Origin of the sequence: Roseiarcus sp., from assembly GCF_052145395.1 — a bacterium.
In the GTDB taxonomy this organism is placed as follows: domain Bacteria; phylum Pseudomonadota; class Alphaproteobacteria; order Rhizobiales; family Beijerinckiaceae; genus Roseiarcus.
In genome coordinates this window covers 1-6,124 of record NZ_JBKQOT010000852.1, presented here as the reverse complement: position 1 = coordinate 6,124, position 6,124 = coordinate 1, and the positions used below count along the sequence as shown (strand labels likewise).

The following is a 6,124-nucleotide window of genomic DNA, read 5'->3' as shown; positions in this document are numbered from 1 at the left end:
ATTCGTAATGATGGGGTCGGGAGTTCGAATCTCTCTTGCGGCACCAGTTCATTGCCTTGTAGCGTCTAGCGTCAATTATTGTAAAAAACCATTGCCTTTCAAGGCTTTCTCAGCGCGGCGTCCAATACGGTCCATCGACGGCATTGATAGCCGATGCCACTATTGGCCTTGAACTCTGCGCGACTGGGCTCGCTGCCCGAAGCGCTCGGCGTTTGCGCGGAATTCGGCCCTTCGATCGTCTCGCCGGAACTGGCGGCGGCTCACGCCGCCGGACGAATCATCCGGCCCGGACGGTCGTCCTGCCCGACATCAACGGCGACGCCATCGACATCGAGACTGGACTCGGCTGACGAAACTGGAGGGAGACCGTTCTTTCTCCGACCGCCGCCGGCTCGTTGCGCAGCCGATCTTCCTTCTCTACACCTCAGTCACCTGCCTCGCGTAGCGGCCGTCGGCATCGGGACCTGAGGAGCGGGGGCGATGAGGGGCGAGCGCGTGTGGAGATTGTCCAAAAATCGGGGCGCGGTCGCGCCATGCTAAAAGCGGGCGCGTCGGATGTCGGCAGCCGGTCCGGGGACGAGGATCGCGCGGGCGACATTCCCGGCTTGTTGCGGCTCTTGTTCGCAAGTCTCGTGACCGGTCTGGCGATAGGGGTCGTGGGCAGCGCGTTTCGCGGATTGCTCAGCTTCTCCAACAAGGCGCGCGACGCGCTGATTGCCGAGGCGCACGCGAGTCGGTGGCAAGGCTTTGTCGCGGTGGCGCTGACTGTCGCGATCGCGGCCATGATCGCGCGCTGGCTGGTGGTGCGCTTTGCGCCGATGGCGGCCGGAAGCGGCGTGCAGCACGTCGAAGCGGTGATGCGCAACGAAGCTTTCCCCGCTGGCGCCGCTGTGATTCCGGTCAAGTTCGTCGCTGGACTGCTGGCGATCGGATCGGGACTCGTGCTCGGACGGGAAGGCCCCACCGTGCAGATGGGCGCGACGATCGGGACGATCCTGTCGGAGCGCGTCATGCGGCGCGACCCGGATCAAACCGTCGTCCACGCCGCCGGCGCCGGCGCCGGCCTCGCCGTCGCCTTCAACGCGCCGATCGGCGGAGCGGTGTTCGTCTTCGAGGAGCTGACCCGCAGCTTCACGGCGCGTCAGGTGCTGGCGACGCTCTGCGCAGCCGGCGCCGCCGTCGCCGTGATGCGCTCTGCGCTGGGCGATCTCATGGAGTTTCACGCGGGAACGCCGGTCGATCAGCCGCTCTTCCAGTTGCTGCATCACTTCGTCATGGGCGCCGGGCTCGGCCTGGTCGGGGCGGCCTATTCGGCCTTGACGATCGCCTTGCTGAAAGCGGGTGACTCGTTTCACCGAATCCCCTCGGTCTTGCGCGCGGGATTCGTCGGGATTGTTGTCGGGACGCTCGGATGGTTTGGGCCCTCGCTGATCGGAGGCGGAGAGAGCGTGGCTTCCGCCATTCTCGCCTCGAGCCCGGCGGCGGCCGGGCTCGCCGTCCTGTTCGTCGCGCGCTTCTTCGTCGGTCCGTTCAGCTACGCCGCTGGCACGCCGGGCGGCGTGTTCGCGCCGCTTCTTGCGATGGGGGCGACCTTCGGGGCGCTTTTCGCGCAACTGGCGAATGTCCTGCAGCCTGCCTGGAATTTGTCGCCGACGGTGTTCGCGGTCGTGGGCATGGCGGCGATGTTCACCGCGGTGGTCCGCGCTCCGCTGACCGGGGCCGTTCTCGCCATCGAGATGACCGGGCGCGCCGATTGCGCCCTGGCGATGCTCGTCGCATCCATGGCCGCCGCCGCGTTCGCGACGGCCGTGGGAAGCGAGCCGATCTACGACACCCTGCGCAAGCGCATGCTCGCGGCGGATCGGTCGAAAGTGCAGTCTACGCTCGCCGGACCGGCGCCGGACGCGGACAACCGGCCCTCCCAGCGCTGACGCGGCGTCGCGTCTTTACCCGCTCGCCGCCAGGGTCTAAGCGCGAACCCCTATCTCACGCCAAGGAGCGCCGCACGAGCGAAGCCGTCTTTATGCACGGGGCCCGGGACGTGCGCGTGGGGCCGTACAATCTGCGCGAAGGACCGCCCGGGCGAGACTCTGATCGAGGTCGCCGCGGTCGGGATCTGCGGCAGCGACCTGCACTATTACAAGGACGGCGCCATCGGCTCGGCGAAAGTCGGCGACGGCTTCGTGCCGGGCCACGAATTCGGCGGCTACCTCGCCGAGGACGTCCCCGAACTCGGGCTTGGACGCGGCGCACTGGTCGCTGTCGAGCCGAACGGCGCCTGCGGCCATTGCGAATGGCGCATCGAGGGCTACGGCAATCTCTGCCCCAACGTCGAGTTCATCGGCGCGCCGCCGCTCGGCGTCGCCATCCACGCGGTCGATCTCGCCAAGCCCCGCCTGATCGAGCCGGTCGCGCTGCTCGGCGCCGGACCGATCGGCCTTCTGATCCTGCAGGTGCTGAAAGTCGCGGGCGCCGGCGCCGTCGACGTCGTCGAACCGCTCGAGCACCGGCGCAAGGCGGCGCTCGAGCTCGGCGCTCGCGCCGTCTTCGCTTCCGTCGCCGACTTCGTCGGCGGCGAGGGCAAGGGAGGCCGTCCGCTGGTCGTCGAGGCGACCAACAGCCCGCTGGCGTTCCGCGACGCCGTGGCCGCCGCGCGCATCGGCGGCCGGGTTGTGCTCACCGGCATACCGGACGGGGACGTCTACACGCTGCCGGCGGCGGACGCGCGCCGGCGGGGCTTGAAGATCAAGTTCGTGCGCCGCATGGGCGATGACTATGCCCGGGGAATTGAACTCGTCGTTTCGGGGCGGGTGGACGTGAAGGCGGTGGTGACGCACCAGGCGTCGCTCGCCCGCGCCCCGGATCTGTTCGCCGCGCTGGCCGAAAGCCGGCCGGGCTATCTGAAGGCGCTGCTGCTTCCGAACGGGTAGGCGACCGCGTTTTTTGGGAAATAAACCCATGTTTTCAAATACTTAGCGGCTGTTTGCCCGATTCTTGGTTCCAACTGCGAGCATTTTCAAAGGCTTAGCGCGAAGACCGCGGTTTTCACAGCGGACTATCGCGCGCCGGCGCGGCCCCATGTAAACTCGCGCCATGAGCCTTTCGAGCGAAGAAGTCGAGCGCTACGCGCGCCAGATTGTGCTACGCGGCGTCGGCGGTCCCGGGCAGAACCGGCTGAAGGCCGCGCGGGTTCTGGTGATCGGGGCGGGCGGTCTGGGCTCGCCCGCGCTGCAATATCTCGCCGGCGCGGGCGTCGGAACGATCGGCGTCGTCGACGACGACGTCGTGGCGCTCTCCAACCTGCACCGGCAGATCCTCCACGGAACGGACGACGTCGGCCGGCCGAAGATTCTTAGCGCCACGGACGCCATTCGCCGGCTCAATCCGCATCTCGCGGTCGAGCCGATCAACCAGAGGCTCGACGCGGCGAACGCGCGCGCGCTCGTGAGACCCTTCGACGTCGTGCTCGACGGCTCGGACAATTTCGCCACCCGCTACGCGCTCTCCGACGCCTGCTACTGGGAGCGGCGGCCGCTCGTCGCCGCCGCGCTCGGTGAGTTCGACGGCACGCTGACGGTGCTGAAGCCCTACGAGACGGGGCCGGACGGGAAACCGAACCCCACTTATCGCTGCCTCTTTCCCGATCCGCCCGAGCCGGGCATGGTCCCGACCTGCGCCGAGGCCGGGGTGCTCGGGGCGATCGGCGGGGTTCTCGGCTCCCTGATGGCGCTCGAGGCGATCCGCGAGATCGTCGGCGGCTTCGGCGACGGCGACGAAGGCCTCGTCGGGCGCCTCTTGATGATCGACCTCAAGGCCATGCGGTTCGAGACGCTGCGCTACGGCTGGGACGAGACCAATCCGCTAAGCGGGACAGGGACGGCCATACCGGCGCCCGCCGCCTGAACTCGACAGCGCCCGCGATCCGGAGAGCCGCCATGTCGCCCGCCTGTTATGTCGACTCGCGCAACGGGGATCTCTATCCGCTCGAACCGCCCCGCTGGTGTACGCCGGACCGGACTCCGCTCTTGATCACACCGGGACCCGGCCTATCGCGCGACCAGATCGAACGCGGCGTCCGGTCCCTGTGGCGCTACCGCGCCGCTCTGCCGGTGGACGTCGCAAGCCCTATTACAATGGGCGAGGGCTGCACCCCGCTTGTGCAGCGGCGGTGGGGGGACCTCCGCCCTTTCTTCAAATTGGAGTGGTTCAATCCGACCGGCAGTTTCAAGGACCGGGGGTCCTCGGTGATGCTATCCGTCCTCAGACAGATGGGCGTCGACGCCGTTCTGGAGGACAGTTCAGGCAATGGCGGCGCCTCGATCGCAGGCTACGGCGCCGCCGGCAATTTGCGGGTCAAGATTCTGGCGCCGGCGGACACGTCGCCCGCGAAGATCGCTCAAGCGCGCGCCTATGGCGCCGAGGTGCAACTGGTCGCCGGAGCGCGCGAAGAGTCGAAAGCCGAGGCCATCCGCCAGTCCGATCGGATTTTTTACGCCAGCCATAACTGGCAGCCGCTTTTCCTCGAGGGAACAAAGTCGCTCGCCTACGAACTGTGGGAGGATTTCGGCTTCAAGGCGCCCGATAACATCATCGCGCCCGTCGGGGCCGGCAGCAGCCTGCTCGGTTTCGCCTTCGGTTTCCGCGAACTCAAAGCCGCAGGGCAGATCCCGAGACTGCCGCGTCTGTTCGCGGCGCAACCCCTGAACTGCTCGCCGATCGACGCCAGCTTCACGGCCGGCGTGGACACGGCCGTCCCGCGCCCAGCGCTGAAGACGATCGCCGAGGGGACCGCGATCAGGCGCCCGCTTCGCCTGCGAGAGATTATCGCCGCCTTGCACGAAAGCGACGGAGGGACAATCGCGCTAACCGAAACGGAGATCGTCGGCGCGCTCAGGCGACTCGCCCGGATGGGCCTTTTCGCCGAGCCGACCAGCGCGAGCGCGGCTGCGGCGCTCGACAAACTCGCCGCCTCCGGCAGGATCAAGCCGCGCGAAAGCACCGTTGCGCTGTTGACGGGCTCGGGCCTCAAAGCCGCCTCGACCATAGCCGAAGCGACAACGGTCGAGACCTTATAGCGACGGCCAAACGCGAGGGTTCAATCCCGAAGCCGGATGGGGGCGCGGTCCGCGACCGCGCCCGCTTTCGCTCACACGTCGTCGCTCGAATTGTCGTCGAACGACGAGTCGTCGATGAAGCCGGCGTCGTCGGGCATGCTCGGGTCGAACTGGCCTTGGTCGCCCCGGTCCCGATCGGATTCGAAGATGTTGACCGTCTCGTTGCCGCCGCCGGGCTGGCCCAAGAAGCCGGCGTTCGAGCCGCCGCCGAACAGGCCGCCGCCCGAGTGGCCGGAGAACAGCCCGCCGAGAAGGTTGCCGATCGCCACGCCCCCTGCGACGCCGGCCGCCGTCGACGCGGCGTTCTGCAGGAAGCCGCCGCCTCCGCCGCCCTGCTGCGGAGCGGGCGCGGGCGCCGGCGCGCCGGCGCCCCACGGCCCGGGCCGCTGGGGCGCGTAGCCCGACGGCGGCGGAGGCGCGTAGCCCGGCGCCGGCTGCTGCTGATAGGCCGGATCATAGCCGGGGCGTGGCGGCGGGGGCGCCGACGGCGGGCCGCCAAAAATCGACCGGCCGAGATTGCCGAGGAAGCTGCCCTGCTCCTGAGCCGGCTGGGCCGCGTGCTGCGCCGCCGCCTCAAGCTCGGCGACGCGGTGCGCCGCGGCCTCGAGAGCGTGCTGTTGGACGAGCACGGTCTGGGCCAGGACGTACGGCGCGAACGGTGCGGCGCGAATCGCGTCATTGATGAAAGCCTCGGCCTGCGGATCGCGCGGAGTCGAGCCGGCCGCATTGATGCGCTCGAACAGACCAGCGAGCATCTGACGTTCTTCGGGGGTCATAGGGGTCTCCGATTCGGGCCTGAACCGCCCGCGCCGGGCATATGGACATTGCCCATGGCCAATCCAAGACGGGTTCGCCGATTTTCGGTAGGTTCGCGAGGCTCCTCTGCGGCGATAGCGCGGCTTTACTCCGCTATCCCGATCGTCTAGGCCATTTCCGCAATAAGCCCCGGCATCAGCATATTGTTTGGCGCCGGGGTTTCCTGCTTTTCAAGCAAGGACGGAGGGCAAACG

General features: G+C 68.2%; 5 protein-coding genes. 4 read left to right on the top strand and 1 reads right to left on the bottom strand.

The window, feature by feature from the left end; genetic code table 11:
• Positions 1 to 533 precede the first annotated feature (533 nt).
• The 4 genes from ACLP25_RS29685 to ACLP25_RS29670 all read left to right on the top strand — a co-directional run bounded on the left by ACLP25_RS29685 (position 534) and on the right by ACLP25_RS29670 (position 5,075).
• On the top strand, positions 534 to 1,931 hold the full coding sequence (locus tag ACLP25_RS29685; RefSeq protein WP_442472684.1) for a ClC family H(+)/Cl(-) exchange transporter: 1,398 nt from the start codon (positions 534 to 536) through the stop codon (positions 1,929 to 1,931).
• A 129-nt stretch (positions 1,932 to 2,060) separates the two neighbouring features.
• Positions 2,061 to 2,930, top strand: coding sequence for a zinc-dependent alcohol dehydrogenase (locus ACLP25_RS29680; RefSeq protein WP_442472685.1), 870 nt, complete (start codon positions 2,061 to 2,063; stop codon positions 2,928 to 2,930).
• 163 nt (positions 2,931 to 3,093) lie between these two features.
• On the top strand, positions 3,094 to 3,903 hold the full coding sequence (locus ACLP25_RS29675) for a HesA/MoeB/ThiF family protein (protein WP_442472683.1): 810 nt from the start codon (positions 3,094 to 3,096) through the stop codon (positions 3,901 to 3,903).
• Between the two features lie 32 nt (positions 3,904 to 3,935).
• On the top strand, positions 3,936 to 5,075 hold the full coding sequence (locus ACLP25_RS29670; RefSeq protein WP_442472682.1) for a threonine synthase: 1,140 nt from the start codon (positions 3,936 to 3,938) through the stop codon (positions 5,073 to 5,075).
• A gap of 71 nt (positions 5,076 to 5,146) precedes the next feature.
• Here the strand turns inward: ACLP25_RS29670 and ACLP25_RS29665 are convergent, their stop codons facing one another.
• Positions 5,147 to 5,890: a DUF2076 domain-containing protein gene (locus ACLP25_RS29665; RefSeq protein WP_442472681.1), complete on the bottom strand. Its 744-nt coding sequence runs from the start codon at positions 5,888 to 5,890 to the stop codon at positions 5,147 to 5,149.
• Between the last annotated feature and the right edge of the window lie 234 nt (positions 5,891 to 6,124).

Coding starts and splice junctions, on each gene's coding strand:
- ACLP25_RS29685 (WP_442472684.1), top strand. CDS start 534: ATGCTAAAAGCGGGCGCGTCGGATGTCGGCAGCCGGTCCGGGGACGAG.
- ACLP25_RS29675 (WP_442472683.1), top strand. CDS start 3,094: ATGAGCCTTTCGAGCGAAGAAGTCGAGCGCTACGCGCGCCAGATTGTG.
- ACLP25_RS29670 (WP_442472682.1), top strand. CDS start 3,936: ATGTCGCCCGCCTGTTATGTCGACTCGCGCAACGGGGATCTCTATCCG.
- ACLP25_RS29665 (WP_442472681.1), bottom strand. CDS start 5,890: ATGACCCCCGAAGAACGTCAGATGCTCGCTGGTCTGTTCGAGCGCATC.